Annotated in this window: 2 protein-coding genes and 1 pseudogene; 2 read left to right on the plus strand and 1 reads right to left on the minus strand. The window is 29.6% G+C overall.

Translation table 11 applies throughout. The annotated features are described in order from the left end of the window. Positions 1–328: 328 nt before the first annotated feature. A pseudogene (locus tag Q0V08_RS11485) lies at positions 329–1,500 on the minus strand (IS110 family transposase). Positions 1,501–1,756: 256 nt separating this feature from the next. Here Q0V08_RS11485 and Q0V08_RS11490 point away from each other — a divergent pair. Next, complete coding sequence (locus Q0V08_RS11490) at positions 1,757–2,035, plus strand: LysO family transporter (protein WP_297434851.1); 279 nt, start codon at positions 1,757–1,759, stop codon at positions 2,033–2,035. Beyond that, positions 2,036–2,509, plus strand: a 474-nt coding sequence (locus Q0V08_RS11495) for a lysine exporter LysO family protein (protein ID WP_297434852.1), incomplete at its 3' end; no start/stop codon positions are given. It abuts the gene before it with no gap.

Below are 2,509 nucleotides of genomic sequence, written 5' to 3' on the forward strand. Positions count from 1 at the left end.
GATTTAGTTTTTAAAAATAAAAAAATTTATTTTTATTTTTTATTTAAATTTTAATAAAAAAAACTTTAAATAATTCTATTTTTTATTTTTTCTTATTTTTTAAATCTTTTAAAGGTTTATTTTTTGTAAAATTTGATTTTTATATAATTTTTATGGTAAACTCCTACTATATTTAATATTTAGACTAACTATATGAAGTCAAGTATATAATTTTGTTTTTTCTAAAATATTTTTTAGAATTTTTTTAAAAAATATGGGCGTGTTTCTAGGAGACGACTCTTTGAGAAATTTTAAAGTCGCCTTTTAAAAAATAAAATCATTAAAATATTTAGTTTTGTGGAACAAAATTAATATTATTCTTTAAAAGATGAAAAATTACTCTGAGTAGCTTCTTAGATGTATGACTAATTGCAACATAATGATGTTTTCCTTCATTCTTCTTTTTCTCCTGATAAAGTTTGAATGTAGGATCACGCATTGCTACTAAGCGCGCAGCTTGTATGATTGCCCATCTAAGATACGTTGAGCCTCTTTTTACCATTGAAGTGCCTGTGGCTTGGAACTTTCCTGATTGATAAACAGAAGGTTCTAATCCCGCGAAAGCCAATAATTTAGCTGGGGTTTGAAATCGTGTAATATCTCCAATCTCAGATAATATAATCGATGCTAGCGTATAAGATATTCCAGGTATACTTATCAGTGGTGTTTTCATTTGAATAAGAAGCTCTTTGATTTTCTTATCTAAAATAGAAATTTCATCTAAATAATAATTAATTATTCTAATTGTTTGTTGAAGCTCAAAAGAAGTTCCACTGCTATTGATACCAATAGATTTAGAAGCTAGGTCTTTTAAAGCTATTGCTTTATCTTTTCCATACTTTCCCTTTGAAGTCTTGGATAAAAGATTAGTTAATTTAGTTAAATGACAGTTAGAAATATCATGAGCACTTGGAAATTCCAAAAGCATAGCATAACTAGATTTTTGATGTATCGACCATATTAATGTCCCTAGTTCGGGAAATAAAATTGTAAGTAAACGCGAGACAGAAACTTTTAATTTGGCGCACTGTCCAACTAATCTATAACGGTGTCTAGTTAGAGATTTTAATTCTCTAATTTCATCAGATACAAGTGCTGTTGGGGTTTGGTCTGAGTTGAATAGTAAGGTTGTAATAAACTTAGCATCAACTTTGTCAGTTTTAGTTTTTCTTAGTGTTTGAGACTTCCTAAAGGAAGCTACAGCAAGGGGATTAAATACCGTAATTTGGTATCCCTTGGTACGCAGGAAATTCTCTAAATTGATACTGTAAGACCGGTAGATTCAAGCCCTATACGCACATCACTAGCGACTTGACAGTTTGAGGAAATAACGGAGTAAAGAGTATTAAATCCTTCAAGAGTATTTGTGATTCTTAAATTATCGCTGATAAGAACGCCATCAGAGGTAACAATGTAGCAGTCATGCTTATCTTTCGCGATATCGATTCCTACATAGATCATAATTCACCACCTTGAAATATATTAAAAGTACTGTTTATGTTCCACTAAAGCTTTATACTGAATGTATCCTCGTCCTATATAAAACGTCAAGCGTTATCTAACTAATTAACAAATTAGTATAAAGCTGTGGTTATAGCCTAAATGAAATAGTCTAGTTAAACTAGCTATAGGAGGGAATAATAATCCACAGCACTTTAGTAAATTATAACAGATAAATTGATGAAGATTCTATATCTTCATTATACGAGGAGGAAGTATGATAAGAATTTTATTATATATTTTTATTATAAGTTGTGGATTTTTATTAAGTAAGTACCAACTAATACCCTTAAAACTAAAAATGAAAACTGCTATTTTACAGTCCTTTTCTCTTTTCTTTTTATTAGGAGTCATGGGTTATAAGATTGGTAGTGATAACAAGATTATAAAAGAATTTCCAAATCTTGGATTACAAGCTATTGTTATAGCTTTATTTTCTATTTTAGGAAGTATTTTTATTACTAAGGTTTTCTTTAGAAAAAGAGGTGACAAATAGATGATAGGAATTTGTTTATCAATTATTTTTGGAGTTATTATAGGATTATTTTTTCAGTCTCCATTTTTATCTAATTCATCAGATACTTTTATTGATTTAGGTCTTTGCTTACTTTTATTTTTTGTTGGTATCGATATTGGAGATAACTCTGCTGTACTTTCTAATCTGAAAAAGTACGGTAAAAAAATATGGCTTCTTCCTATATCGACAATTCTAGGTTCTCTTTTAGGTGGAGTTATTGGCTCTTTATTCCTTCCTATATCTATTGGGGAAGGTCTTGCTGTTTCCTCTGGTCTTGGTTGGTATTCTCTATCAGCTATTGAATTATCAAAAATAAGCCCTGAACTTGGAAGTGTTGCTTTTCTAAGTAATGTTTTTAGAGAAGTTCTTGCTATTCTAACAATTCCTCTTATTGCTAAATCTATAGGAAGTTTCGAATCTATATCTACAGCAGGAGCTACAGCTATGGACACT

It is taken from the genome of uncultured Cetobacterium sp. (genome assembly GCF_947038635.1).
GTDB lineage: Bacteria > Fusobacteriota > Fusobacteriia > Fusobacteriales > Fusobacteriaceae > Cetobacterium_A.

What these genes read in the sequence shown, in the direction of transcription:
- Q0V08_RS11490 (WP_297434851.1), top strand. Translation starts at nt 1,757, where the DNA reads ATGATAAGAATTTTATTATATATTTTTATTATAAGTTGTGGATTTTTA.